At 60.5% G+C, this 24533-nt stretch carries 24 protein-coding genes; 11 read left to right on the plus strand and 13 right to left on the minus strand.

The features are described 5' to 3' along the window. The first annotated feature begins 150 nt into the window (after positions 1-150). Positions 151-870 carry a nicotinamide riboside transporter PnuC gene (gene pnuC, locus B4M48_RS06415; RefSeq protein WP_283340771.1) on the plus strand — a complete coding sequence of 240 codons (720 nt, stop codon included), beginning with the start codon at positions 151-153 and terminating at the stop codon, positions 868-870. Here the strand turns inward: pnuC and zitB are convergent. From zitB to B4M48_RS06435, 4 genes are all read right to left on the minus strand, one after another. Beyond that, positions 867-1826 carry a CDF family zinc transporter ZitB gene (gene zitB, locus B4M48_RS06420; RefSeq protein WP_039383263.1) on the minus strand — a complete coding sequence of 320 codons (960 nt, stop codon included), beginning with the start codon at positions 1824-1826 and terminating at the stop codon, positions 867-869. The two genes, pnuC and zitB, sit on opposite strands and share 4 nt — an antisense overlap. After that, positions 1801-4875, minus strand: coding sequence for a hybrid sensor histidine kinase/response regulator (locus B4M48_RS06425; protein ID WP_039383266.1), 3075 nt, complete (start codon positions 4873-4875; stop codon positions 1801-1803). Before B4M48_RS06425 ends, zitB begins: the two co-directional genes overlap by 26 nt. Then, entirely contained in the window at positions 4857-5441 is a 585-nt protein-coding gene (locus tag B4M48_RS06430) for a response regulator transcription factor (protein WP_039383269.1), read from the minus strand. The genes B4M48_RS06425 and B4M48_RS06430 overlap by 19 nt, the downstream gene beginning before the upstream one ends. Positions 5442-5546: 105 nt before the next feature. Next, a complete protein-coding gene (locus tag B4M48_RS06435) occupies positions 5547-5900 on the minus strand; it encodes a YbgS-like family protein (protein ID WP_082032651.1) in 354 nt (117 codons plus the stop codon). Between the two features lie 295 nt (positions 5901-6195). Between B4M48_RS06435 and aroG the strand changes: the two genes are divergently transcribed. Continuing rightward, complete coding sequence (gene aroG / locus B4M48_RS06440; protein ID WP_039383273.1) at positions 6196-7248, plus strand: 3-deoxy-7-phosphoheptulonate synthase AroG; 1053 nt, start codon at positions 6196-6198, stop codon at positions 7246-7248. Positions 7249-7305: 57 nt separating this feature from the next. Here the strand turns inward: aroG and gpmA are convergent, their stop codons facing one another. The 6 genes from gpmA to modE form a co-directional block, all read right to left on the minus strand. Next, the gene (gpmA, locus tag B4M48_RS06445) at positions 7306-8058 is read right to left on the minus strand and encodes a 2,3-diphosphoglycerate-dependent phosphoglycerate mutase (RefSeq protein WP_039383274.1); all 753 of its coding nucleotides are present in this window, start codon (positions 8056-8058) and stop codon (positions 7306-7308) included. A 150-nt stretch (positions 8059-8208) separates the two neighbouring features. Next, positions 8209-9243 carry a galactose-1-epimerase gene (gene galM / locus B4M48_RS06450; RefSeq protein WP_288656255.1) on the minus strand — a complete coding sequence of 345 codons (1035 nt, stop codon included), beginning with the start codon at positions 9241-9243 and terminating at the stop codon, positions 8209-8211. Then, entirely contained in the window at positions 9237-10385 is a 1149-nt protein-coding gene (galK, locus tag B4M48_RS06455) for a galactokinase (protein WP_288656257.1), read from the minus strand. The genes galM and galK overlap by 7 nt, the downstream gene beginning before the upstream one ends. Beyond that, positions 10386-11429: a galactose-1-phosphate uridylyltransferase gene (gene galT, locus B4M48_RS06460; RefSeq protein WP_039383281.1), complete on the minus strand. Its 1044-nt coding sequence runs from the start codon at positions 11427-11429 to the stop codon at positions 10386-10388. Positions 11430-11687: 258 nt separating this feature from the next. After that, a complete protein-coding gene (gene modF / locus B4M48_RS06465) occupies positions 11688-13172 on the minus strand; it encodes a molybdate ABC transporter ATP-binding protein ModF (protein ID WP_039383283.1) in 1485 nt (494 codons plus the stop codon). Between the two features lie 74 nt (positions 13173-13246). Continuing rightward, positions 13247-14029 carry a molybdenum-dependent transcriptional regulator gene (modE, locus tag B4M48_RS06470; RefSeq protein WP_288656259.1) on the minus strand — a complete coding sequence of 261 codons (783 nt, stop codon included), beginning with the start codon at positions 14027-14029 and terminating at the stop codon, positions 13247-13249. Positions 14030-14147: 118 nt separating this feature from the next. On the opposite strand from modE, the gene B4M48_RS06475 reads away from it, so the two are divergent. The 4 genes from B4M48_RS06475 to modC all read left to right on the plus strand — a co-directional run bounded on the left by B4M48_RS06475 (position 14148) and on the right by modC (position 16978). Next, positions 14148-14306, plus strand: coding sequence for an AcrZ family multidrug efflux pump-associated protein (locus B4M48_RS06475; RefSeq protein WP_039383289.1), 159 nt, complete (start codon positions 14148-14150; stop codon positions 14304-14306). Between the two features lie 151 nt (positions 14307-14457). Beyond that, positions 14458-15231, plus strand: a complete 774-nt coding sequence (gene modA, locus B4M48_RS06480) for a molybdate ABC transporter substrate-binding protein (RefSeq protein WP_288656260.1) — start codon at positions 14458-14460, stop codon at positions 15229-15231. Then, positions 15228-15920 (plus strand): molybdate ABC transporter permease subunit, encoded by a 693-nt coding sequence (gene modB, locus B4M48_RS06485; RefSeq protein ID WP_288656262.1) that lies wholly within the window; start codon positions 15228-15230, stop codon positions 15918-15920. Before modA ends, modB begins: the two co-directional genes overlap by 4 nt. After that, complete coding sequence (gene modC, locus B4M48_RS06490) at positions 15920-16978, plus strand: molybdenum ABC transporter ATP-binding protein ModC (RefSeq protein ID WP_039383294.1); 1059 nt, start codon at positions 15920-15922, stop codon at positions 16976-16978. The genes modB and modC overlap by 1 nt, the downstream gene beginning before the upstream one ends. 15 nt (positions 16979-16993) lie before the next feature. Here modC and B4M48_RS06495 read toward each other — a convergent pair whose 3' ends face one another. Continuing rightward, the gene (locus tag B4M48_RS06495) at positions 16994-17812 is read right to left on the minus strand and encodes a pyridoxal phosphatase (RefSeq protein WP_039383296.1); all 819 of its coding nucleotides are present in this window, start codon (positions 17810-17812) and stop codon (positions 16994-16996) included. Positions 17813-17960: 148 nt separating this feature from the next. Here B4M48_RS06495 and pgl point away from each other — a divergent pair, with 148 nt between their 5' ends. After that, the gene (pgl, locus tag B4M48_RS06500) at positions 17961-18947 is read left to right on the plus strand and encodes a 6-phosphogluconolactonase (protein WP_039383299.1); all 987 of its coding nucleotides are present in this window, start codon (positions 17961-17963) and stop codon (positions 18945-18947) included. Between the two features lie 69 nt (positions 18948-19016). Here the strand turns inward: pgl and B4M48_RS06505 are convergent, their stop codons facing one another. Together B4M48_RS06505 and bioA are read right to left on the minus strand one after the other, a co-directional pair. Then, entirely contained in the window at positions 19017-19493 is a 477-nt protein-coding gene (locus B4M48_RS06505) for a kinase inhibitor (protein WP_039383301.1), read from the minus strand. A gap of 67 nt (positions 19494-19560) precedes the next feature. Further along, positions 19561-20853 (minus strand): adenosylmethionine--8-amino-7-oxononanoate transaminase, encoded by a 1293-nt coding sequence (gene bioA / locus B4M48_RS06510; protein WP_039383304.1) that lies wholly within the window; start codon positions 20851-20853, stop codon positions 19561-19563. A gap of 85 nt (positions 20854-20938) precedes the next feature. On the opposite strand from bioA, the gene bioB reads away from it, so the two are divergent. From bioB to bioD, 4 genes are read left to right on the plus strand one after another with little or no spacing between them, the layout of a single operon-like run. Then, positions 20939-21970 carry a biotin synthase BioB gene (bioB, locus tag B4M48_RS06515; protein WP_071669001.1) on the plus strand — a complete coding sequence of 344 codons (1032 nt, stop codon included), beginning with the start codon at positions 20939-20941 and terminating at the stop codon, positions 21968-21970. Next, positions 21971-23119, plus strand: coding sequence for an 8-amino-7-oxononanoate synthase (gene bioF / locus B4M48_RS06520; protein WP_250341010.1), 1149 nt, complete (start codon positions 21971-21973; stop codon positions 23117-23119). Continuing rightward, positions 23103-23858, plus strand: a complete 756-nt coding sequence (gene bioC, locus B4M48_RS06525) for a malonyl-ACP O-methyltransferase BioC (protein ID WP_039383310.1) — start codon at positions 23103-23105, stop codon at positions 23856-23858. Before bioF ends, bioC begins: the two co-directional genes overlap by 17 nt. Next, complete coding sequence (gene bioD / locus B4M48_RS06530; protein WP_071669003.1) at positions 23855-24523, plus strand: dethiobiotin synthase; 669 nt, start codon at positions 23855-23857, stop codon at positions 24521-24523. The genes bioC and bioD overlap by 4 nt, the downstream gene beginning before the upstream one ends. Positions 24524-24533 lie beyond the last annotated feature (10 nt).

The raw sequence follows: 24533 nt of genomic DNA on the forward strand, positions 1-24533 counted from the left end.
AAAACTAAATAGCGATTTATTATGCTTTGTAGTATTTTCGTGGCTTCTGTTGTTAATTACATAAAACACTGATGCGGTAGTGCGCCATCGGATCGGCGGCAGGCGAACCGCTCTTTTACGCACCCTGCATTTCAGGCACAGGAGCCAGTAATGGACATTTTCAGCACGCAAAATATCCTGGTACATATCCCTCTGGGCGCCGGCGGATACGACCTCTCATGGATTGAAGCGTTCGGCACGCTGGCCGGGCTGCTCTGTATCTGGCTGGCAAGCCAGGAAAAAATCAGTAACTACCTGTTTGGCCTGATCAACGTCACGCTGTTTGCGGTGATTTTCTTTCAGATCCAGCTCTACGCCAGCCTGCTGCTGCAGCTCTTTTTCTTTGTCGCCAATCTCTATGGCTGGTACGCATGGAGCCGGCAAACCAGTGACCATGAGCGCGCGTTAAAAATTCGCTGGCTGTCGCTGCCGAAAGCGCTGGCATGGGGCGCCGCCTGCGTTATTGCGATTGCGCTGATGACGCGCTATATCGACATGGTGTTTGGCTTCCTTACCCGCAGCGCAGTGCAGATCATGCAGGGAATCGGCCTGCAGGTCAGCATGCCGCAGCTGCAGCCTGACGCGTTTCCCTTCTGGGATTCCTGCATGATGGTGCTCTCTGTCGTGGCAATGATTCTGATGACGCGTAAATATGTCGAAAACTGGCTGCTGTGGGTGGTCATCAACGTCATTAGCGTGATGATTTTTGCCCGGCAGGGGGTATATGCGATGTCGCTGGAGTACGCCATTCTCACGCTGATTGCGCTGAACGGCTCGCGTCTGTGGATACAGAGCGCACGCGAGCAGGGCTCACGTGCGCTGGCGGGTTAGTGATGATGATGCGCGTGTCCGTCCAGCACCGCATGATGATCGTCATCAGCGGCGTGTTCTGAACCGAGCGCGCAGTCGGGCAGGCTGCACGCCTGATACTCCATCTGCACCGTGGCATGTTCAATCTGATAGTGCTGATGCAGATAGTGATGAATTTTTCGCAGCAGGCCGTCGTGATCGTACGGCGGCACCACCTGAACATGCAGCGTAAGCACTGGCTTCTCTCCCACCTGCCACAGGTGAATATGGTGAACGTTACGCACCTCATCGATGTTCAGCTTCAGCTCGCGCGCCAGCTTATCAATATTGATATTCACCGGTGCACCCTCCAGCAGCTCATGCAGGCTTTCACGCAGCAGCGCCCAGGCGCTGCGCACCACCAGCACGGAAACCAGCAGTGAAAGAATCGGATCGATGGGCGTCCAGCCGGTAAGCATAACGATAACCGCGGCGGCAATGGCGCCCACCGAACCAAGCAGATCGCCCATGACGTGCAGCGCGGCGGCGCGCACGTTGAGATTTTTCTCGCCGCTGCCGCGATGCAGCAGCCAGAATGAAAGCAGGTTAGCAAACAGCCCGGCGATAGCGATACCGAGCATCAGGCCGCCCTCAATCGGCTGCGGATGAGTAAAACGCCGGATCGCCTCCCAGACAATCAGCACGGTGATCACCAGCAGCGCAATCGCGTTTACAAACGCCGCCAGGGTGGTCAGACGCAGCAGGCCAAAGGTATGCCGCGCATTGGGTTTACGGCGCGCAAACTGCACCGCCAGCAGCGCCATCAGCAGGGCGGCGGCGTCGGTCAGCATATGTCCGGCGTCGGCCAGCAGCGCCAGTGAACCTGAAAGAAGGCCGCCGATCACTTCGGCCAGCATAAACAGTGCCGTGACGCTAAACGCCGCCGCCAGGCGGGTGCGATTAGCATTGTGGTCACCGTGAGAGTGAGAGTGTGCCATAGCGTTCCAGTTGGTTGAGTAGCCTGTTGGTTAATAATATCAGTAAATTGAGCGTGTCAGGATGGAGCTGCTGCTGTTTCGCGGCGTCAATCAGCTGCTGACACGCTCCGGCGGCATCTTCAATGCCCAGCATCAGCCAGCTGCCTTTCAGGCGGTGAGCCGCTTTTTCAATCGCCGCCCAGTCGCGCTGCCCGCTGGCCTGCAGCAGCGCATCGCGATCCTGCGTAACGGCGCGCTGCAGCGTTTCACTGATGCGCGGCAGCCAGCTGGCGTCGTGCTGAGCCAGCTGCTGCAGCGTTGCCGGCAGCTGCGCCAGCGGATCGGACTGCGCCTGCGCCAGCAGCGCGGCCAGCGCCTGCAGCGTAACGGGCTTCACCAGCTGCGCCTCATGCGCCTGCAGAGGCAGGCGCAAGCGCTGCACGTCGGCGGAACAGATCACGCGCAGGGCAGGGTGTGGTCGTTGCCGCTGGCGGCGGCGCAGAATGCGCAGCAGCGTCAGGCCATCGGGATGCGGCATCATCTGATCGATAAACAGCACATCAAACGGCTGCCTGGCATCGGCGAGCAGCAGGGCGCGTCCCGCATCAAAGGTCTCAGCCTGAATGCCAAAAGCAGCCAGCTGCTGCTGCAGCACCAGCAGATTAGCGGGATGATCGTCAACAATCGCCACCCGCAGCTGCGGATAGCGCGGCCAGACCGGATCGTCGCCGGCATCCGCAATGTCACAGGGCGTCAGCGGCAGCGTTACGCTGACGCGTGTGCCCTGGCCCGGCGCAGAGCTCAGCTGCAGCGTACCGCCCATTCGCTGTACGATTTCCCGGCAGATAAAGAGCCCCAGACCGCTGCCCTGTACCGCATGACGCCGGCCAGACGGCGCCTGATACCATGGCTCAAACAGGTGTGCCTGTTCGCTGAGCGGAATGCCGCTGCCGCTGTCCGTCACAACAAGCGTAATCTGCTCCTCTGCCGCCAGCGTAAGGCTTATTTCGCCTTCACGGGTGAACTTCAGTGCATTAGCCACCAGGTTATTAATGACCTGCTGCAGGCGATCGCTATCCAGCAGCACGCTGGCGGGCAGCGGCGTCAGGGCCGTTACGCGCAGCTGCGGACCGCCGGGGCGCATCAGCGGATGGTAAAGCTGCCGCTGCTGCTGCAGCCAGCGGGAGAGATTCAGCGGGTGCGGATTCAGGCGGAAACTCTGATTCTCAATCCGCGCATGATCCTGCAAATCGTTCAGCAGCGCCATTAGCGAGCGGGCGCTGCTGTGCATCAGCGCGACCCGTGAGGGCACATGCTGCTGCTGTTCCAGCTCCAGCAGGCCAAGAATCGCCTGCATCGGCGTGCGCAGTTCATGACTGACGGTCGCGAGAAACTGGCTTTTAGCCGCACTGGCGCGCTCCGCTTCTGCGCGCTGCCGCCGTTCACGCCGCTGCTGCAGCACGTGACGCAGCTGCAGCAGCAGCAGCCCTGCAATAATCAGCGCCGCTGCAAACAGCAGCAGTTTTGGTATGCTGCGCATCATCATCGTGCTGCCGGGCTGCGGCGGCTGCGCCCAGCTTGCCCGCATCTGGTTCAGCGTTTCTGGCGGTATCTGCTGCAGCGCGCGATCGAGCAGGGCGCGCAGCTGCGGCTGCTGCGGGGTTACCCGGGGCGCCATCGGCCAGGCGATATCGCTGGCGGCAAACGCCAGACGCAGCGCGGTGTCATCGCGGCTGGCCAGCCGCCAGCGTGCTGAGATCACATTATCCACCAGCGCATCAATCTGTCCGCTGCCGAGCGCCTGCCAGAGCCGGGTGCGGTCGTCAAACCACTGTGGCGTAATACCCGGCGGCAGCAGCTGACGGGCCAGATCGCCGCGCAGTACGCCAAGACGTTTGCCCTGCAGCGAGGACCAGTCGGCAGGCGCAAGCGGCATCCGGCTGTAAACGCCCCAGATAGCACGCCATACCGGAAGCGTGGTGGAGGCCGCATCGGGCGTATCCAGAGGCTCCAGCAGCGTAAGCATCACCGCCTGCTGTGCCAGCAGCGCCTGCGCCTGCTGCGGGTTAGCGACCCAGCGCGGCGTGAAGCGGATGCCGGTGCTCTGGCCCAGCGCATTAAGCAGGTCAATACCAAAGCCGCGCGCGTTACCGCTGGCGTCCCGGTAGCTCCAGGGGGCATTATCTGGCGCGGCGGCGTAGGTGACAACGGGATGCGCCGCCAGCCACTGCTGCTCTGCCGGGCTGAGCATCAGCGTCTGCGTATCCTGATAGCGCGGCAGCGGCGGGCTCCAGCGCTGAGCAACCTGCCGGCTGAACTCCGCCGGCAGCAGGCGAAGCTGCGCATCGATCCATGTTGTCAGCGCCGGATCGCGGGCGATCGTGCGCAGCGTCAGTACCGCATCCGGATCGGCGGTGATCTGGTAGATCTCTCCCTGCTGCAGCTGGCTGAGCAGAAAGCCGGCGCTGGCTTCATCGGCGACCAGATAATCACTCTGCTGATTGAGCAGGGCGTAGAGCGCCTGTAAGTTGCCGGCCAGCGGATGCCAGCGGTGGCGCGCTGCCAGCTCCGGCGGCAGCTGCGTCAGCGTGCTGCCGGCAATAGTCAGCTGAGCGTTATCGCTGTTAAACATTACCGCGCGCTGATTTGCACGGTTGCGGTAAATACGGAGCGGCGTGCTGAACCAGCTGGCGCTGAGCGAGGCGCCGGCAGGCAGCGGTGCGCTTTCAGTCGTCAAAACCAGGTCCACCTCACCGCGCTTCAGCGCCTGCAGCTGCGCGCTCCGGTCAGGGTAGCCCTGCAGCTGAAACCGTACGCCGCTCTGCTGGCTGAGGGCGCTGAGATAGTCAGCATCAATGCCCCACAGGCGATCGCCGATGCGCATCGACCAGGGCGCGCTATTTTGCACCGGCACCGCCACGCGCAGCTGCGTGGCGGGCGGTGGCGCAGCGTGAGGCACCGGCATAACCGCAGGCAGCATGACGCTGCTGGCGGGCAGCAGTTCAGCGCGTGCGCCGGCTACCAGCAGCAAGCAGAGCAGCCAGAGCCGCTTCACTGCTGCGCTTTCCACAGTTCAGCCAGCTCAACCACCGAGGTCACGCCGGTCTTGGCCATGATATTTTTTTTATGCGTGCTGACGGTTTTATTGCTGATATGCAGCTGCTCACCAATCTGCAGGTTAGAGAGGCCGCGCACCAGTAGCGCTACAATTTGCTGCTCTTTCTCCGTCAACGGCAGGTCCAGGCGCTCCGGCAGCGGCGGAAAGGCCTGCTGTCCCCCCAGCACTGCAAGGATGGCGCTGAGCAGCTGAGCCATGCTCTGGCTTTTCACCACATAGCCTGCCGCCCCCAGCGAAGCGGCGCTCAGTAAGGTGTGGCGGCTCTGCTGTGCAGAGTAGATCAGCACCGGGCGCTGTGCATCGCGGGCGCGCAGGCGGCGCAGCAGCTCCAGACCATCACAATCCGGCAGGCCGATATCAAGAATAATGACGTCAATATTATGCTGCTGCAGGCAGGCGCGTGCCTGAGATTCATCAGCGGCGGCATAGAGCTGCAGAGGAATAGGGGCGTGCTGGCAGGCAGCCTGAAGTGCGACTTCAACCAGCGGGTGATCGTCAATAAGCAGTAGGGTAGCCATGTCACCGTTCCTGTGAATTTCATGGCGGTTAGCATAGCGGAAAAGCGGGGCCGGCAAAAATAAAGGGCGAGCCTGCGCTCGCCCTGATTACCGCAGAGACATCTCTTACTGAGTTGTGCCGTCGGTTTTGGTATTCACGTTGTCGCTACCCGATTTGGTTTCGACTTTTTTGTTCATGTCCGGGCAGCGGCCATCTTTACACATGGTGTTTTTGTGCACCTCTTTGGCAGACATATCGCCTGACTCAGTGCCTGACATTGCTGCGCCGTTGGTATTGGTGTTGCCGGTGTTGATATCGCTATTATCAACATTGTGCGGAGGCAGATTCTGTTTTGCGCCGCCCGCTGCCGCACCCGCTTCAGCTGATGCGTTGGCCTGTCCATTGTTGTTTGCAGCCATCGCTGCACCGCTACCCAGAGTCATTGCTGCCGTCAGAAAAACAATTGCAAACTTATTCATCATTATGCTCCTGTAATAAATGGATAGTTGCCGTTTGACACCCACGGGTGCTGTGTGACGAAAAAAGCGGGCCGTAACGAAATTAAATTTCGTCAGGAGTGTTCGGCGTAAAAATATATAGTGTAAGCGACTCGTTCCTCAGTGCTTACGTTTAAAAGCTTAGTCTATGGCTCTATAAATGCAAATGAGACAAAAGCATTTTCATAACGCTCTTAATTTACTCATGCCGGCTGAAGGGATAGATTGAAGGGGTTACGTCCGGCGCACGCAGGGCGAAAATCTGAATGGAATAAGTATGGATTACCAGAACGACGATTTACGCATTAAAGAGATCAAAGAGTTACTTCCCCCGGTAGCGCTGCTGGAGAAATATCCGGCAACGGAGCGCGCGGCGGCGACCGTATCGCAGGCGCGTCAGGCCATTCACCGCATTTTGCATGGCGAGGACGATCGCCTGCTGGTGGTGATCGGTCCCTGCTCAATCCACGACACGGCAGCGGCGAAAGAGTACGCTGCACGCCTGCTGACGCTGCGCGATGAGCTGAGCGGCGAGCTGGAAGTGGTGATGCGCGTCTATTTTGAAAAGCCGCGCACCACGGTGGGCTGGAAAGGGCTGATTAACGATCCTCACATGGATGGCAGCTTTCAGATTAATGAAGGACTGCGTCTGGCACGTAAGCTGCTGGTGGATATCAATGACACCGGTCTGCCAGCTGCCGGCGAGTTTCTGGATATGATCACGCCGCAATATATGGCCGATCTGATGAGCTGGGGCGCCATCGGTGCACGCACCACCGAATCGCAGGTGCATCGCGAACTCTCTTCCGGTCTCTCCTGTCCGGTAGGGTTCAAAAATGGCACCGACGGCACGATCAAAGTCGCTATTGACGCCATTGGCGCGGCCAGCGCGCCGCACTGCTTCCTGTCAGTAACCAAATATGGGCACTCGGCTATCGTTGAGACGCGCGGCAATGAAGATTGCCACATCATCCTGCGCGGCGGCAGAGAGCCAAACTACAGCGCTGAGCACGTTGCGGCAGTGAAGAGCGGGCTGGAAAAAGCGGGCCTGCGTCCGCAGGTGATGATCGATTTCAGCCATGCCAACAGCAGCAAGCAGTTCCAGCGGCAGATGGTTGTGGCGGAAGATGTGGCACAGCAGATTGCCGGCGGCGAGCAGGCGATTACCGGCGTGATGATTGAGAGCCATCTGGTGGAAGGCAATCAGAGCCTGGAGAGCGGGAAGCCGCTGGTATACGGCCAGAGCGTAACCGATGCCTGCATTGGCTGGGAAGATACGGAAACAGCGCTGCGTCAGCTGGCGCAGGCGATCCGTACCCGTCGCGGCTGAGCGTGACGCATAAAAAAGGCCAGACAAACGTCTGGCCTTCAGGTTTACTGCGGAGGTTTACTTCGCTTTACCCTGGTTTGCCACGGCCGCGGCTTTCGCTGCGATCTCATCGGCATCACCCAGATAGTAGTGTTTGATTGGCTTGAAGTTTTCATCGAACTCATACACCAGCGGCACGCCGGTCGGGATGTTCAGTTCGAGGATCTCATCTTCGCTCATGTTATCGAGATATTTTACCAGCGCGCGCAGCGAGTTACCGTGTGCGGCAATGATAACTTTCTCACCGCTTTTAATGCGCGGCAGAATGGTTTCGTTCCAGTAAGGGATAACGCGGTCGATGGTCAGCGCCAGGCTCTCGGTGGTAGGCAGCTGCGCCTCGGTCAGTGATTTGTAACGCGCATCGTGGCCGGGGAAACGCTCATCGCTGCGATCCAGCTCTGGCGGAGTAATGGCAAAACCACGACGCCACTGCTTAACCTGGTCATCACCATATTTAGCCGCGGTTTCTGCTTTATCCAGCCCCTGCAGCGCACCGTAGTGACGCTCATTCAGACGCCAGGTTTTCTCTACCGGCAGCCAGGCCTGATCCAGTTCATCCAGCACGTTCCACAGGGTGTGGATGGCACGTTTCAGCACGGAGGTATAGGCGAAATCGAACACGAAGCCCTCTTTCTTCAGCAGCTGACCCGCCGCTTTCGCTTCGGTACGACCTTTGTCAGAGAGATCCACATCATACCATCCGGTGAAGCGGTTTTCCTGATTCCACTGGCTTTCGCCGTGACGGACCAGAACCAGCTTAGTTACGGCCATAGCTTTACTCCTTAATGCTTAAGTAGATTAGTAATGAACCCGGCTGCGGCCGCCTGAAGCGGCGGCACACTGATAGCGCCATACCATAACGGAAAACGGCGCACGGCGTAAGTCTGTCGCATACGCAGTGCGCGTTTTTCAGCCGTCGTCTCAGTGTGCCGTAAAGCGATACCGCGTCTCTGAGCGCCAGATGTCACCGGGTTGCAGCCAGCAATCGGGCTGCGGCCACTCGCTATGGTTAGGCGAATCGGGTAAAAATTCACTCTCCAGCGCAATGCCCTGGAAAGCAGTATAGCTCTCCTGCTCGCGGGCGCGCGTTCCCGCCAGGTAGTTGCCGGTATAGAACTGCAGCGCAGGTGCCGTGGTAAACACGCTGAGCTGCAGCGCGCCGTCAGCGGACCAGAGTCGGGCGGCACACTGCGTGATGTCACCTGCCGCGTTCAGTAAAAACGCGTGATCGTAGCCTTTGACCGCCTGCTGATCGGCATCAGCCAGAAACTCGTCCGCCACGCGCTTAGGCTGGCGGAAGTCGAAGCTGGTCGCCGCAACGGCTTTCAGCGGCGCAGCGGGGATGCCCGCGCTGTCTACCGGCAGGTAACGATCTGCCTGCAGTTGTAACCGATGCTGGCGGGCGTCGCCATGATGCGCATCAAGGTTAAAGTAGGCGTGGTTAGTCAGGTTAACCGGGCAGGCGCGATCGGTCTCCGCCTGATAGCGGATCGCCAGCGTATTATCCTCCGTGAGTTCATAGGTCACGGAGGCGATAAGATTACCCGGATAGCCCTGATCGCCATCCGGCGAGTCGAGCCGATAGTGCACGCTGCTGTCGCTCTGGCTGACAATCTGCCAGCGGCGTTTGTCAAACCCTTCCGGCCCGCCGTGCAGCTGATGCGGCCCCTGATTGGCAGCCAGCTTCAGATTAAGCGTCTTTAGCTCAGCCTGCGCGATGCGATTGGCGTAGCGGCCAATCGTGGCGCCGAGATAGGCGTCCTGATGCAGATAATCTGACGGCGTAGCGCAGCCCAGCAGCGCTTCACGCACGCTGCCATCCCGCATCGGCACGCGCGCCGAAAGCCAGGTGGCACCCCAGTCCATAAAGGTGGCCACCATGCCGTGACGGTTGCGCAGAACCGTAATGCGCCACGGCTGTCCGTCTGGCGCATGGGAGTTGACGTCGCTTACCATTGACCCGCTCCTTCTGACGCTTTACAGACGTAGAAGGTTTCTTTGATACCGGTCTGCGCTTCATATTTTTCCGCCACGGCCGCTCTGACCTGATCTACCCGCTCTGCCGGCATCAGCGCCACGATGCAGCCGCCAAAGCCGCCGCCGGTCATGCGCACGCCGCCGTGCGGACCCACTTCCTGTTTAACAATCGCCACCAGCTGATCGATTGCCGGCACGGTGATCTCAAAATCGTCGCGCATAGAGGCGTGTGAAGCCGCCATCAGCTCGCCCATGCGTTCAAGATCGCCTTTGCTCAGCGCGTCGGCTGCTTCCAGCGTACGGGCGTTTTCGGTAATAACGTGGCGCACGCGCTTCGCCACCAGCTTATCCAGCTCATGTGCCCGTGCTTCAAACTCCTCCAGCGTGACGTCGCGCAGCGCCGGTTTGTTGAAGAAGCGCGCGCCGGTTTCACACTGCTCGCGGCGGGTATTATATTCACTGCCCACCAGTGAGCGGCGGAAGTTGCTGTTGATAATAACCACGGCGACGTTGTCCGGCATCGGCACCGCCCGGGTCGCCAGGGTACGGCAGTCGAGCAGCATGGCGTGATCCTGTTTGCCGAGTGCTGAAATCAGCTGATCCATAATGCCGCAGTTACAGCCAACAAACTGGTTCTCCGCCTCCTGGCCGTTGACCGCAATCGCCGCGCCATCGAGATCCAGCTGCCAGAGTTCACGGAATACCGTGCCGACGGCCACTTCCAGTGACGCAGAGGAGCTGAGGCCGGCGCCCTGCGGCACGTTGCCGCTGATCACCATATCCACGCCGCCGGTGCCGGCGTCACGCTGCTGCAGGTGTTTCACCACGCCGCGCACATAGTTGGCCCACATGAGCTCTTTTACCGGTTCGATCGGCGCATCCAGCGAGAAGCTATCCTGCTGGTTGTCATAATCCATGGCGATCACCCGGACCTGGCGATCGTCGCGGCGTGCGCAGGCGATTACCGTCTGATAATCGATAGCGCACGGCAGCACAAAGCCGTCATTGTAATCGGTGTGTTCACCAATCAGATTGACGCGGCCCGGCGCCTGAATGGTATGGGTGGCAGCATAACCAAAGGTGTCAGCGAACAGCTGCCGGGTAGTCGATTTCAAAGACATTTATTGCGCCTCACGAAAATGGATATCGCTGACAGAGCGCAGACGTTCTGCTGCCTGCTCCGCCGTTAAATCACGTTGGGTTTCAGCCAGCATCTCATAGCCGACCATAAATTTACGCACCGTTGCCGAGCGCAGCAGCGGTGGATAGAAGTGCGCATGCAGCTGCCAGTGATCGCCGGCCTCTTCGGTAAACGGCGCGCCGTGCCAGCCCATCGAGTAGGGGAATGAGCACTGGAACAGATTGTCATAGCGGCTGGTCAGCAGCTTAAGCGCGCGCGCCAGGTCGCTGCTCTGCTCTGCGCTGAGTTCGGTCAGGCGTTTTACGTGCGTTTTTGGCAGCAGCAGGGTTTCAAACGGCCAGGCAGCCCACCACGGTACCACGGCGATCCAGTGCGCCGTCTCCACGACGGTACGGCTGCCATCCTGCTGCTCGCGTGCCGCGTAATCCAGCAGCAGCGGCGTGCCTTTTTCGGCATAGTAACGGCGCTGGTTATCATCCTCTTTCTGCGCTTCATTAGGCAGAAAGCTGTTGGCCCAGATCTGACCGTGCGGATGCGGATTGGAGCAGCCCATGGCCGCGCCTTTGTTCTCAAACACCTGCACCCACGGATAGTGCTGCCCCAGCTCAGCGCTCTGCTGCTGCCAGGTCGCAACAATGGCTTCGAGGTTGCTCAGCGACAGCTCCGGCAGCGTTTTGCTGTGATCGGGCGAAAAGCAGATCACCCGGCTGGTGCCGCGGGCGCTTTCACAGCGCATCAGCAGGTCGTCGCTCTGCGGCGCATCCGGGGTCTCCTCCATCAGCGCAGCAAAGTCGTTAGTGAAGACATAGGTGTTGGTGTAATCAGGGTTTTTATCACCGGTGATACGGGTATTGCCCGCGCACAGAAAGCAGTCGGGATCGTGCGCCGGCAGCGTCTCACGCGCTGGCGTCTCCTGCGCGCCCTGCCACGGGCGTTTCGCCCGATGCGGTGACACCAGGACCCACTGATCGGTTAACGGGTTATAGCGGCGATGCGGATGATCCACCGGATTAAATTTTTGCATAACTTGTCCTGGTAACGGCAAACAGTAAACGTTTTCTGCGCTCAAACTAGCATATGCCCGCAGGCAAAAGCGTGATCAAGTCTGGATAAATGGTATCGTTTACACAAGTCGCTTATTCTTAATTTTGCGGTCTGTGAAACAGATGGATTCAAATTTAGCACAGATTAGTGGTAGCGATTACATTAGCAGGTGAGGCACCGGTCGCCTGCCTGACGGAGCAGGCGATCGGCAAGGCAGAGTAAGCGGGGCAGAACGCGGTCAGGGCTGCGGCGTGCGCAACGCCTCCTGCTGATAACAGTAACCCTGCGGGGTTTTGACAAAGCTGAGGCGATGGGTAATACAGCGCGGCGCATCTTCAGCGTGGTGCGAGACGAACAGCAGCTGGGTGCGGCCTTCACCAATCAGCACATCCGTAAAGCGGCGTACCAGCTGACGGTTAATCGGGTCCAGTCCCTGCAGCGGCTCATCCAGAATCAGCAGGGCGGGATGTTTAACCAGCGCGCGCGCAATCAGCACCAGCCGCTGCTGACCCCAGGAGAGGCTGTGAAAAGGGGCATCTGCCAGCGCGTTATCCATGCCGAGCAGCGCCAGCCACTGACGCGCCAGCGCTTTCTGCCGCTCTGAAACGGCCTGGTAAAGGCCAATCGAGTCAAAAAAGCCGGAGAGCACCACGGTGCGCACGCTGCAGCTTACCCGGTAGTCAAGGTGCAGGCTGCTGCTGACGTAGCCGATATGCTGCTTAATATCCCAGATGGTTTCGCCGCTGCCGCGCCGGATGCCAAACAGCGTTAAGTCGTTGCTGTAGCCCTGCGGATGATCGCCGGTCACCAGGCTAAGCAGGGTGGATTTGCCGGCGCCGTTTGGCCCGGTAATCTGCCAGTGTTCGCCGGCGTTAACCTGCCAGCTGAGGTTATCGATGATAGGACAATCATCATAGGCGACCCTGCCATGACGCAGTATTACGCGTGGCGTGTCAACGGCCAGCGCCGGCAGCAGATCGGGGCGATCTGCCTCCGGCAGCGCCATGCCCTGCAATCGTTCGCTGTGCGCCAGCTGGGCCACCAGCGCTTCCGCCAGCAGCGTCCTGCGGTCACCGGCGTGGGTCAGGGTGCACTCTGCCAGCACGCCCGCCTGCTGAATGAAATCGGGGATATCTTCAAACCGGTTCAGCACCAGCACCAGCGTATAGCCCTGCGTATGCAGCTGCTGCAGCAGCGCGGTGAGGCTGGCGCGCGACGCGACGTCCAGCCCGTCAAACGGCTCATCAAGGATCAGCAGATCCGGCTCTGCCATCAGCGCCTGACAAAGCAGAGTTTTGCGGGTTTCACCGGTAGAGAGATATTTAAAGCGGCGATCCAGCAAATCCTGGATACCAAACTGCTGCGCCAGCGCGCGGCAGCGGGCTTCATCGCTGACGTCCGCCTGGACGATCTCTGCAGCGGTGCGGCCGGTATCCTCTTCCCCTTCGCTGAGCATATCGGTGTTATTGCGCTCCCACTCCTCACTCACCAGCTGCTGCAGCTGCTCAAATGAGAGGCGGATCGGCCGGCGAAAATCGCTGCTGAAGTGGCCTTTTCCCGCGTTAAGTTCACCTGCCAGCACCCGGGCCAGGGCAGATTTACCGCTGCCGTTAGCGCCAACAAAGGCCCAGCTCTCACCGCGCTGAACGGTCAGCGCGTTAATGCTGAGCGCGCGATGGTGACTAAGATGAAATGTGCCTTGCGAAATATGCAATAAAGACATGATGTATTCCGGTTTGTGCATCGTTGTTACTGTTGTAACGGCCGCTGCTACGGAAGTCAATCAGGGCAGAGGCGTCAGATTAGCGTGGCAATAATCGCCTGTTCAGCGCTAAAGCAGGCGGTGACTTCGTCGCCTGGCCGCAGCGGCTGTTGCGCCAGCTGCGCTGCGCTCAGGGTAGCGCACAGCGTTTCACCACCGCTCAGCGTCAGCAGCACTTCGCTCATCTCTTCTCCCTCTTCAATGGCGCTGACCTGAGCAGAGAGGGCGTTATCGCCGGGTTCTCCTTCGTCACCGAGCCGGATCCACGGCGCTTTAATCAGCACCAGCACCTCTTTTCCGGGTACCAGCTGCAGCCGCTGCGCGCTGCGCGCGGTCAGCGCCACGTTAACCGGGGTCACGCCATCGGCCAGTACCACCTCAATATGCTGCTGCACCGGCCGGTTATCACGGCTGCGCACGGTGGCAAACAGCTGATTACGCGCGCTGGTCTGCAGCGAGAAGCGCGCAATCGCAGCCAGCAGGCTGTCGAGCGGCAGGTTATCCTGCTGCAGGGCATCAAACGCTTTCTGCTGGATCTGCGCCAGCAGATCGAACAGCTGGATCAGTCGTGTGCCATAGCGCGTCAGACGGGCGCCGCCGCCGCCTTTGCCGCCGGTAGCCCGCTCAACCAGCGTCTCATCCGCCAGCTGGTTCATCTCGTTGATGGCGTCCCAGGCGCTTTTATAACTGATACCCGCCAGCCGGGCACCCTGACTGATTGACCCCGTCTCAGCAACCCGCCGCAGCAGTTCAATACGGCGCGGATCGGCAAACAGTTTCTGCTGAAGACGAATATGAAGTGAGAGATCGGCTTGCATGTCAGCTCCTTTAGTCGGAAGCGGGTAGTGTACGGCGTAAAGTAAAAGCACGAAAAGGGCAGTGCCTTTTTTTCCGCTGCCGCTACAATCACTTTTTTAAATTCTGCGTGAGGTTTCCATGCTGGAACTGATAAAAAGCCTGGCCGTCGCGGTCATCATGGTGCCGATTGTGATGGCGATTATGCTGGGTCTGATTTACGGCCTCGGAGAGGTGTTTAACATTATCTCCAAATTTGGCCGCCGCAATGACCGCCCGGCGAAAAGCTCACAGCACTGATTGACCCGCCCGCACGCTGCGGGCGTTTTTTTATCAATTTCCGCCCGCTCCTGCCGATACCCACTCTGATAATATTTATCCGCATGCTGCGCATAGCGGCATCTGCCCAGGCGTTGTATCATTCGGTATACAACGAAACAGGGAGTCTTACATGCTGAACAAATCTTCTTACTGGCTGGCTACGGCTACGCTGACCCTTTCGCTGGCGGGCCAGGCGGTGGCGGCTGATAAAATTACGGTGTTTGCTGCAGCATCACTGACCAATGCGCTGCAGGAGATCGCTACCCGGTATCAGCAGCAGAGTGGGACCGAAGTGGTCTCCTCGTTTGCCTCCTCCTCCACGCTGGCACGCCAGATTGAACAGGGCGCGCCGGCCGATCTCTTTATCTCTGCCGATCAGCAGTGGATGGATGACGCGGCGGCAAATCAGAGCATTGAAGCGGAGACGCGCGTAACGCTATTGGGTAACGATCTGGTGCTGATCGCGCCTAAAGCTGCCGGCGCGGCACCCGTAACCATCTCTGCCGCCACCAACTGGAAAAATCTGCTGCAGGGGCAGCGTCTGGCGGTGGGCGATCCGGCACATGTGCCCGCCGGGATTTACGCTAAAGCAGCGCTGCAGAAGCTGGGCGCCTGGCAGCAGCTCGCGTCACAGCTTGCGCCAGCCAGCAACGTGCGCGCCGCGCTGGCGCTGGTTGAGCGTAACGAAACCCCCTATGGCATCGTGTATGGATCTGACGCCGTCGCGAGTAAAGAGGTTGTTGTAGCCGGGCGTTTTCCCGCCGATTCTCATCCGCCGGTGGAGTATCCGATGGCCATAGTCAAAGCGCATCAGAACGCGGCGGTCAGCGCCTTCTGGCACTATCTGCAGGGACCTGAGGCCGCAGCTATTTTTAAACAGTATGGATTTACGCCGAAAAAATGATACTGAGCGATCCCGAGTGGCAGGCTGTTGCGCTCAGCCTGAAAGTTTCCTGCGTGGCGGTGCTGTGCAGCCTGCCGTTTGGCATTCTCATGGCCTGGATTCTGGCACGCTGCCGTTTTCCGGGTAAAACGCTGCTCGATAGCCTGGTGCATCTGCCGCTGGTGCTGCCGCCGGTAGTGGTGGGCTATCTGCTGCTGCTGGCGCTGGGACGTCGCGGCGCGATCGGTGCCTGGCTCTGGGAGTGGTTTGGCTTTACCTTCGCCTTCAGCTGGCGCGGTGCGGCGCTGGCGGCGGCGGTGATGGCATTTCCGCTGATGGTGCGCGCCATCCGGCTGGCGCTGGAGGCGGTGGATACCCGGCTGGAGCAGGCCGCGCGAACGCTGGGAGCGGGGCGCTGGCGGGTCTTCTTTACTATTACGCTGCCGCTGACGCTGCCGGGCATTATTGCCGGTACCGTGCTGGCGTTTGCCCGTTCGCTGGGGGAGTTTGGCGCCACGATCACCTTTGTCTCCAATATCCCCGGAGAAACCCGTACCATTCCTTCCGCGATGTTTTCCCTGATTGAAACGCCGGGTGCAGAAAGCACCGCCGCGCGGCTCTGTGCGATGGCTATCGCACTGGCGCTGCTGTCGCTGGTGGCGTCAGAATTACTGGCGCGCTGGGGCCGCAAACGCTGGGGGATCGCCTGATGCTGACGCTGCAGTTTTCCCAGCGGCTGGGTGATCATTTGCTGGAGCTGGATACGACGCTGCCGGCGCACGGTATTACCGCCGTGTTTGGCGTCTCGGGCGCGGGTAAAACGTCGCTGATCAACGCTATCAGCGGCCTGACCCAGCCGCAGCTGGGCCGCATACAGATCAATGAGCGGCTGCTGTTTGACAGCGCGCGCGGCATCAATCTGCCGCCGGAGCAGCGGCGTATCGGCTATGTGTTTCAGGACGCGCGACTCTTTCCGCACTATCGGGTGCGCGGCAATCTGCAGTACAGCATGGCCGCATCAATGAAGCCGCAGTTTGCGCAGCTGGTGACGCTGCTGGGACTGGATGCGCTGCTGGATCGCTTTCCGGCCACGCTTTCAGGCGGTGAAAAACAGCGCGTGGCGATTGGCCGGGCGCTGCTGAGTGCGCCCGATCTGCTGCTGATGGATGAACCCCTGGCGTCACTGGATCTGCCGCGCAAGCGTGAGCTGCTGCCGTGGCTGCAGCAGCTGACAAAGCAGATTGCCGTGCCGGTGCTCTACGTTTCGCACAGCCTGGATGAGATTGTGCAGCTCGCGGACAATGTGCTGGTGCTGGATAACGGCAGCGTTAAAGCGGCAGGCCCGCTGGAGAAAGTCTGGAGCAGCAGCGCAATGCGCCCCTGGCTGCCGGTCAGCGAACGCACCAGCGTGCTGCGCGTGCAGGTGCTGGAGCAGCATCCTTACTATCCCATGACCGCACTGCTGCTGGGCGATCAGCATATCTGGGTGAGTCGCGTTAACCTGCCAGCAAAAAGCACGCTGCGCATTCGCATCGCGTCAGCCGATGTCTCACTGGCGCTGCAGCCAGCCCAGCATACCTCCGTGCGTAACATTCTGCCTGCGCAGGTCATGGAGCTGCTGGATATTGACGATCAGGTCGAAGTCAGGGTCCGCATCGGCAGCAGCGAGCTCTGGGCACGCATCACGCCGTGGGCACGCGATGAGCTGGGCATTCGCGTCGATCAGTGGCTCTATGTCCAGCTCAAAAGCGTTTCAGTTATTGCCTGACGGAGGCGGCTGCCGTCACAGCACTTCCCGGCGAATAATCTCTGCAATGCCCGGCTCAAGGTTGGTGCCGGTCACCTCGGCCGCGCGCGCTTTGATGGCATCATCGGCGTTGCCCATTGCCACGCCCAGCCCCACCTGCTCCAGCATGCTAAGGTCGTTATAGTTATCGCCAAACGCCAGCACCTCCTGCATGCTGAAGCCCTGGCTCTCCACCCACTGCGCCAGGCGTTTGCCTTTGCTGTTACCCGCCTGGGCGATATCAACCTGATCGTGCCAGGACCATTCACACGCCAGGCCCAGCTCCGCTTCGGTACGTTCAGCAAACTGCTGTAATGCGCGGGTATCCGGATGTGACAGGGCAAACTTCCAGATCGCTTCAGCATCCTGCGCCGCCTGCGCCAGGCTGGGCACCTGCAGGAACAGCGGGCGCTGCGCTTCCGGCAACGATTGCGCCCAGTTCAGCGTGCGGGTGACGTGACCGGTCGGCTCCTGGTAGAGCATGGCATCGTCGACGTACAGCAGACCGTGAATGTTCTCCTCGTCAAGCATCTCTATTACCCTTGCAGCCTGACTTTTCGCCAGCGGATCGGCGGCCAGCACTTTTTTTGCCTGATAATCATACAAATAGGTACCGTTACAGCAGATTGCGGGTGTATCAAGCTGCAGCGCCTGATAAAAAGGGTGGATAGCGCAGTGATGGCGACCGGTAACGATCAGCACTTTAACGCCCGCCTGCTGCGCGCGGGCCAGCGCCTCCAGCGATTCAGGCAGAATAGTTTTATTGGGTGTCAGCAGGGTGCCATCCAGATCGAGGGCGATTACGCGATAGCTCATTACGGGTTCCGTCTTTGAATAACCAGGCATCAAGTCTACACCTGCCAGCCGCGCTGAGACAAAAAAGCGGGCAAAAATCCCGCCAGCGTAGCCGGCTGAAACAGGCTACAGTTATCCCTTTCATCAGGCAGCGAATAAGGAAAAACGCATGAAACAAGTCGTGTATACCGCCAGTCCCGAGAGCCAGCAGATCCACGCCTGGCAGCTTCAGGAAGATGGCGCGCTGACGCTACTGCAGGTTACCGATGTGGCCGGTCAGGTGCAGCCAATGGTGGTGAGCCCGAAAAAAGATTTTCTTTATGTGGGCGTACGTCCCGATTTTCGCGTGCTCGCCTACCGCATCGCCGCAGACGGAACGCTGACGCTGGCGGGTGAAGCGCCGCTGCCAGGCAGCCCGACGCATATCTCCACCGATCGCGAAGGCCGGTTTCTCTTCTGCGGCTCCTATAACGACGCCTGCGTCAGCATCAGTCCGCTGGATGAGAACGGCCTGCCGCAGGCCCCGTCGCAGGTGATCAACGGCCTTGAGGGATGCCACTCCGCCAACATCGACCTGGATAACGAGACGCTGCTGGTGCCGGCGCTGAAGCAGGATCGCATCTGCCGTTTTCAGCTGCATCAGGATGGCACGCTGACGCCGCACGCGCAGGCAGACGTCAATACTGCCGCAGGCGCAGGCCCGCGCCATATGGCGTTTCATCCCGGCGGCGCTTATGGCTATGTGGTCAATGAACTCAACAGCACGGTGGATGTCTGGTCACTGCAGGGCGAGATGAGGTGCGTACAAAGTCTGGATATGATGCCGGCTGATTTCAGTGGCACACGCTGGGCGGCAGATATTCATATCACACCGGATGGCCGGTCGCTCTACGCCTGCGATCGCACCAGCAGCACGATTACCGTGTTCAGCGTCAGTGAAGCGGGCGATGCGCTGACCATTGAGGGCCATCAGCCAACGGAAACGCAGCCGCGCGGTTTTAATATCGATAGCCGTGGCGCTTACCTGGTGGCTGCGGGACAGAAATCGCATCATATTGAAGTGTACCGGATTGCGGAGCGTGGCCTGCTGCAGCCGCTGGCGCGTTATGCGGTCGGGCAGGGGCCGATGTGGGTAGCGATCCTCGCGCTGGCGTGATGATGTCACGCAAGGTCGCCCTCAGAGGCGACCTTTATCAGGGTGCGCAGCGAAGCGCGCCCGGTGCGATCAGGCGTATTTTACCGTAACCGATGCGCTGGCAAGAGCATGGAAATGCACGTTAAAGCCGACCATTGCGCCGCTGGCGCCTTCATCCACATCCAGCGTCTCCACGTCCAGCGCGTGCACGCTGAAAATGTAGCGGTGTGATTCTCCCTGCGGCGGTGCGGCGCCGCCGTAGCCGGTCTGGCCGAAGTCGGTACGGGTCTGGATAGCGCTTTCAGGCAGCTCCGCCACGCCGGAACCGGCGCCCTGCGGCAACACGGTGACGTCAGCCGGAATATTGGCTACCACCCAGTGCCACCAGCCGGAACCGGTGGGCGCATCGGGATCGTAGCAGGTGACAACAAAGCTCTTAGTGCCTTCCGGCACCTCATCCCAGGCGAGATGGGGCGACAGGTTATCGCCCTGATAACCCATGCCGTTAAACACGTGGCGCTCTGGCATCTTATCGCCGTCGTTAAAATCCTGACTAAACAGGCGCATAACTCCTCCTTTTTTACTAATCGCGGAAGGTCATCATGGTGCAAAAGCGCAGCAGATACCAGCGGCGTCAGGGCTGAAAATGGCCAGCGTGATCCAGCGCGTCCCGAATGGCGCGGGTGAGCTGGCTCAGCGCCTGCGCAGAAATCAGATAAGGTGGCATCAGATAGATGAGCCGGCCAAACGGGCGGATCCAGACGCCGCGCTCAACAAAGAACTGCTGCAGCGCGGCCATATTCACCGGCTGATGCGTTTCGATAACGCCAATGGCACCCAGCACGCGCGCCTGCGCCACGGCGGGATGCAGCTGCAGCGGCAGCAGCTCCCGCTGCAGCTGCTGCTCAATGGCCGCGACCTGCGTCTGCCACTCTCCTTCCGCCACCATGGCCAGACTTTCAGCCGCGACCGCGCAGGCAAGCGGGTTGCCCATAAAGGTCGGGCCATGCATAAAGCAGCCAGCGGCGCTGCGGCTGATGGTGTCAGCCACCTCGCGCGTGGTCAGCGTGGCGGCGAGCGTCATCATCCCGCCGGTCAGCGCTTTGCCGAGGCATAAAATATCGGGTGTCACGCCCGCGTGTTCACAGGCAAACAGCTTGCCGCTGCGGCCGAAGCCGGTGGCGATCTCATCGGCGATCAGCAGCAGCCCGTAGCGATCGCACAGCGCCCGCACCTGCTGCAGATAGCGCGGATGGTAAAAGCGCATCCCGCCCGCACCCTGCACAATCGGTTCCAGGATCACCGCGGCAATGTCGCGATGGTGCTGCTCCGCCAGCCGGGCGAAGTCGCTGAAATCGGCATCATCCCATGTATCAGTGAAACCGCACTGCGGCGCAGCGGCAAACAGATGCTCCGGCAGATAGCCACGCCACAGGCTGTGCATTGAGTTTTCCGGATCGCATACCGCCATCGCCGCAAACGTATCGCCGTGATAGCCGCGCTTCAGCGTCAGGAATGTCTGGCGCCTCTCGCCGCGACCCAGCCAGTACTGCAGCGCCATTTTCATCGCGACTTCCACCGCAATGGATCCGGAGTCAGCCAGAAACACGCACTCCAGCGCTTCAGGCGTCATCGCCACCAGCTGACGGCTCAGCGCGACTGCTGCCGGATGGGTAATACCGCCGAACATCACGTGTGACATCTGCGCCATCTGCTGCTGCAGTGCCTGGTTGAGACGCGGATGATTGTAGCCGTGGATCGCCGCCCACCATGACGACATACCGTCAACCAGCTCGCGTCCATCTGCCAGCTGCAGCTGGCAACCCTGGGCGGCCACCACCGGATAACAGGGCAGCGGGTCGCGCATTGAGGTGTAGGGATGCCAGATATGCTGGCGGTCAAAATCGAGGTCGTCAGGCGTGAACATCTGTCTTGTAAACCATTTTGAAAAGATTTAGTTTACAAGTATAACCACGATCATTGTCGGGATGAACCCCTTTTTGGAGTATGTAATGGCTAACCGCTGGACACTGGCCCAGGCCCAGGCCCTGTTTGATAAACCTTTTCTGGAACTGATGTTTGAGGCGCAGCAGGTGCATCGCCAGCATTTTGACCCACGTCAGGTACAGGTCAGCACGCTGCTGTCGATTAAAACCGGCGCCTGCCCGGAAGATTGTAAATATTGCCCGCAGAGCGCGCGCTACAAAACCGGACTGGAGTCAGAACGGCTGATGGAGGTGGAGGCGGTGCTCGCCTCGGCGCGTAAAGCTAAAGCGGCCGGCTCCAGCCGTTTCTGCATGGGCGCCGCATGGAAAAACCCGCACGAACGCGATATGCCTTATCTGGAGCAGATGGTGCAGGGCGTGAAAGCGCTCGGCATGGAAACCTGCATGACGCTGGGGACGCTGGAACAAAACCAGGCGCAGCGTCTGGCAGAGGCCGGACTCGATTTCTACAACCATAACCTGGATACCTCACCGGAATTTTACGGCAGCGTCATCACGACCCGTACCTACCAGGAGCGTCTCGATACGCTGGATAAAGTGCGTGGGGCCGGTATCAAGGTCTGCTCCGGCGGCATTGTCGGTCTGGGTGAAACGGTGACGGATCGCGCCGGACTGCTGGTGCAGCTGGCAAACCTGCCGGTGCCGCCAGAGAGCGTGCCGATCAACATGCTGGTAAAAGTCAAAGGCACGCCGATGGCGGATAACGCTGACGTGGAGCCGTTTGATTTTATCCGCACTATCGCCGTAGCGCGCATCATGATGCCCTCTTCGCACGTGCGTCTCTCAGCGGGGCGTGAGCAGATGAGCGAGCAGACGCAGGCGATGTGTTTTATGGCGGGCGCTAACTCTATTTTCTATGGCTGCAAACTGCTGACCACGCCCAATCCGGAGGAGGATAAAGATCTGATCCTGTTCCGCAAGCTGGGGCTGAATCCGGAACATACCACAACCGCGAGCGGGGATAACGCACAGCAGCATCAGCTGCAGGCGCAGCTGGCTGAGGCCGATACGCCGCAGTTTTACAACGCGGCGGTGTAAATGTGGGCTGAACGTATTACCGGGGCGCTGCAGGCGCGCCGGGACGCGGATGGCTGGCGCTACCGGCGCTGTGTTGAGCAGAACAGCGTGCGGGAAATCACGCTGGACGGTCAGCGCTATCGCCACTTCTCCGGTAACGACTATCTCGGGCTGAGCCGGCATCCGGCGGTGATTGCGGCCTGGCAGCAGGGTGCGGCGCAGGCGGGAGCCGGGGCAGGGGCGTCCGCGTATGTGACCGGCTATAGCCGTTATCATGCAGAGCTGGAGCAGCAGCTGGCAGGCTGGCTCGGCTATTCACGCGCGCTGCTGTTTATCTCCGGCTTTGCCGCCAACCAGGCGATTGTGCATCTGCTGGCGCAGAAGCAGGACCGCATCGTGGCGGACAAACTGGCGCACGCGTCGCTGCTGGATGCTGCCAGTCACAGCCCGGCCACGCTGCGGCGTTTTGCGCATAATCAGCCGTCAAGTCTGCAAAAGCTGCTGGCGCAGCCGGGGGCGGGCGCCACGCTGGTGGTCACCGAAGGCGTTTTCAGCATGGATGGTGACAGCGCACCGCTGGCGGAGATTGCTGCGGCGACCCGGGCTGCGGACGGCTGGCTGCTGGTCGATGACGCGCACGGCATTGGCGTGAGCGGTGAACAGGGGCGCGGCAGCTGCTGGCAGCAGCAGGTGAAACCTGAGCTGCTGGTGGTGACGTTTGGCAAAGGCTTTGGCGTCAGCGGCGCAGCGCTGCTGTGCGATGATGCGACCGCCGATTACGTTGAACAGTTCTCGCGCCACCTTATTTACTCTACCGCCATGCCGCCGGCGCAGTGCTGCGCGCTGCTGGCGGCGCTGCAGCAGGTGCAGCAGGGCGATGCGCTGCGGGCACGACTGCGGGCCAATATCAGCCGCTTTCGCGCCGGCGCAGCGCAGCTGCCGTGGAGCCTTCCCGCCTCAGAGAGTGCCATTCAGCCGCTGATTGTGGGGGAGAACGCGGCCGCGCTGGCGCTCTCGCAGCGGCTGGCGCAGGCGGGATGCTGGGTCAGCGCCATCCGCCCGCCTACCGTGCCGCCCGGTACGGCCCGGCTGCGCATTACCCTTACGGCGGCGCATGAGCCGGAAGATATCGACGCGCTGCTGGAGGCGTTGTATGACGCTGCAGGTTAACAAGCAGGCGGTGGCGCAGGCGTTTGGTCGCGCCGCGCCACACTATGAACAGCACGCCGCGCTGCAGCGCCTGAGCGGCGATGCGCTGCTGGCCTGTGCGCCAGCCGGATTTGGTCCGCACCTGCTCGATGCCGGCTGCGGCACCGGCTGGTACAGCCGGTACTGGCGCGATCGCGACCGTCGGGTAACCGCGCTCGATCTCTCTTTGCCGATGCTGGACGCCGCGCGCGCGCAGCGATCGGCGCACCATTATCTGCAGGGCGATATCGACCGGCTGCCGCTGGCGGACGGCAGCGTGGATGGCGTCTGGAGCAACCTGGCGGTGCAGTGGAGCAGCGATCTGAGCGTGGCTCTGCAGCAATTTTATCGCGTGCTGCGGCCCGGCGGCACCGCGCTTTTTTCCACGCTGCTGGCGGGATCGCTGCCGGAGGTGGATCGCGCATGGGCAGCGATAGATTCCCGTCGTCACGCCAACCGCTTTCTTCAGGCCGGTGAGGTTACCGCTGCCGCGCGGGCGCAGCCGCTGCGCAGCACGCAGCAGATCATCACGCTGCACTTTCCGGATGCGCTGAGTGCGATGCGCTCGCTGAAGGGAATTGGCGCGACCCACCTGCACGGCGGACGCAGCAACAGCGTACTGACGCGTCAGCAGCTGGCGCAGCTTGAGCGGTACTGGCCGCAGGATGAACAGGGCTATCGCCTCACTTATCACCTGATGTATGGAGTTTTGCAAAAATGAAACGCTGGTTTATCACCGGAACCGACACCGAAGTGGGAAAAACAGTTGCCAGCGGCGCGCTGCTGCAGGCGGCCAGCGCTGCCGGGCTGCGTACGGCAGGGTATAAACCGGTAGCGTCGGGCTGTGAGATGACGGCGGAGGGCGTGCGCAACAGCGATGCGCTGGCGCTGCAGCGCTACAGCAGCGTGCCGCTGCGCTATGAACAGGTTAACCCGCTGGCATTTATGGAGCCGACCTCACCGCATATCGTGAGCGCAGAAGAGGGCAGGCCGATCGACTTTGCACAGCTCTCGGCGGGTCTGCGCAGCGTGGAAGCGCAGGCTGAATGGCTGCTGGTTGAGGGGGCGGGCGGCTGGTTTACGCCGCTTTCTGAGACGCAGACCTATGCGGACTGGGTCATCGCAGAGCAGCTGCCGGTGATCCTGGTGGTGGGCGTAAAGCTGGGCTGTATTAATCACGCCATGCTGACCGCTGCGGCGATCAAGGCAGCCGGCTTACCACTGGCAGGCTGGATCGCAAACGATATTCAGCCGCCGGGCAAGCGGCATCGTGAATATATTGCGTCGCTGCGCCAGCGCATCGACGCGCCGTTTCTGGGCGAAATCCCCTGGCTGGCGTCCGGGACGGAGCAGGCGACCTGCGGACGCTACCTGACGCTGCCCTGAGCGATAAGCA

The sequence above is a fragment of the Pantoea sp. UBA6567 genome (assembly GCF_002434165.1).
In the GTDB taxonomy this organism is placed as follows: Bacteria; Pseudomonadota; Gammaproteobacteria; order Enterobacterales; family Enterobacteriaceae; genus Pantoea; species Pantoea eucrina.

Bases quoted from the DNA above. Each gene is read 5' to 3' on its own strand.
- pnuC (WP_283340771.1), top strand. From the start codon at position 151: ATGGACATTTTCAGCACGCAAAATATCCTGGTACATATCCCTCTGGGC.
- zitB (WP_039383263.1), bottom strand. From the start codon at position 1,826: ATGGCACACTCTCACTCTCACGGTGACCACAATGCTAATCGCACCCGC.
- B4M48_RS06430 (WP_039383269.1), bottom strand. From the start codon at position 5,441: ATGGCTACCCTACTGCTTATTGACGATCACCCGCTGGTTGAAGTCGCA.
- B4M48_RS06435 (WP_082032651.1), bottom strand. From the start codon at position 5,900: ATGAATAAGTTTGCAATTGTTTTTCTGACGGCAGCAATGACTCTGGGT.
- aroG (WP_039383273.1), top strand. From the start codon at position 6,196: ATGGATTACCAGAACGACGATTTACGCATTAAAGAGATCAAAGAGTTA.
- gpmA (WP_039383274.1), bottom strand. From the start codon at position 8,058: ATGGCCGTAACTAAGCTGGTTCTGGTCCGTCACGGCGAAAGCCAGTGG.
- galM (WP_288656255.1), bottom strand. From the start codon at position 9,243: ATGGTAAGCGACGTCAACTCCCATGCGCCAGACGGACAGCCGTGGCGC.
- galK (WP_288656257.1), bottom strand. From the start codon at position 10,385: ATGTCTTTGAAATCGACTACCCGGCAGCTGTTCGCTGACACCTTTGGT.
- galT (WP_039383281.1), bottom strand. From the start codon at position 11,429: ATGCAAAAATTTAATCCGGTGGATCATCCGCATCGCCGCTATAACCCG.
- modF (WP_039383283.1), bottom strand. From the start codon at position 13,172: ATGTCTTTATTGCATATTTCGCAAGGCACATTTCATCTTAGTCACCAT.
- modE (WP_288656259.1), bottom strand. From the start codon at position 14,029: ATGCAAGCCGATCTCTCACTTCATATTCGTCTTCAGCAGAAACTGTTT.
- B4M48_RS06475 (WP_039383289.1), top strand. From the start codon at position 14,148: ATGCTGGAACTGATAAAAAGCCTGGCCGTCGCGGTCATCATGGTGCCG.
- modA (WP_288656260.1), top strand. From the start codon at position 14,458: ATGCTGAACAAATCTTCTTACTGGCTGGCTACGGCTACGCTGACCCTT.
- modB (WP_288656262.1), top strand. From the start codon at position 15,228: ATGATACTGAGCGATCCCGAGTGGCAGGCTGTTGCGCTCAGCCTGAAA.
- modC (WP_039383294.1), top strand. From the start codon at position 15,920: ATGCTGACGCTGCAGTTTTCCCAGCGGCTGGGTGATCATTTGCTGGAG.
- B4M48_RS06495 (WP_039383296.1), bottom strand. From the start codon at position 17,812: ATGAGCTATCGCGTAATCGCCCTCGATCTGGATGGCACCCTGCTGACA.
- pgl (WP_039383299.1), top strand. From the start codon at position 17,961: ATGAAACAAGTCGTGTATACCGCCAGTCCCGAGAGCCAGCAGATCCAC.
- B4M48_RS06505 (WP_039383301.1), bottom strand. From the start codon at position 19,493: ATGCGCCTGTTTAGTCAGGATTTTAACGACGGCGATAAGATGCCAGAG.
- bioA (WP_039383304.1), bottom strand. From the start codon at position 20,853: ATGTTCACGCCTGACGACCTCGATTTTGACCGCCAGCATATCTGGCAT.
- bioB (WP_071669001.1), top strand. From the start codon at position 20,939: ATGGCTAACCGCTGGACACTGGCCCAGGCCCAGGCCCTGTTTGATAAA.
- bioF (WP_250341010.1), top strand. From the start codon at position 21,971: ATGTGGGCTGAACGTATTACCGGGGCGCTGCAGGCGCGCCGGGACGCG.
- bioC (WP_039383310.1), top strand. From the start codon at position 23,103: ATGACGCTGCAGGTTAACAAGCAGGCGGTGGCGCAGGCGTTTGGTCGC.
- bioD (WP_071669003.1), top strand. From the start codon at position 23,855: ATGAAACGCTGGTTTATCACCGGAACCGACACCGAAGTGGGAAAAACA.